The sequence below is a fragment of the Tamlana crocina genome, from assembly GCF_012037625.1.
Genome location: NZ_JAAVJS010000222.1, coordinates 1 through 460 on the forward strand (window position 1 = coordinate 1; position 460 = coordinate 460).

Annotated in this window: 1 pseudogene; it reads right to left on the minus strand. The window is 41.3% G+C overall.

From position 1 onward, the window contains the following. Positions 1-460: pseudogene (locus HC176_RS16420) on the minus strand (DNA replication/repair protein RecF); the annotation flags it as partial.

Genomic DNA, 460 nt, shown 5'->3' on the forward strand with positions numbered 1-460 from the left:
GGTAAAGACCATTTCCCAATTCCTCCAGCTGCATGTCGTAGATTGAAAGTGTATCGCGGTCAAAGCTGTTATTCGCAGCAAAATACTTCAGCAGGGAATTGCGTTGCGCAAGGATCTTTCCGTAATTGATGAGGTTGTTCAGGTATTTATTATCACTTTGGGATATCACTCCGTCAATGAATTTTCTGCGGGTCTCACTGCCCTCAATAATAAGATCCCTATCTGCCGGAGAAATGATCACAGTGGGGATGAAGCCTATATGTTCACTAAATTTCTCGTAAGGTTTATTATTCCTTTTGATCACCTTTTTTTGTCCGCGTTTGGCACTCACGATAATCTGCTCTTCCCGTTCTTTCTTTTCAAAGATCCCATCGATCACAAAAAAATCTGAATTGTGGTTGTTGTTTTGGCTGGTGATGGGGTTGAATTAGCTTTTTCCGAAGGAAAGATGATAGATGCT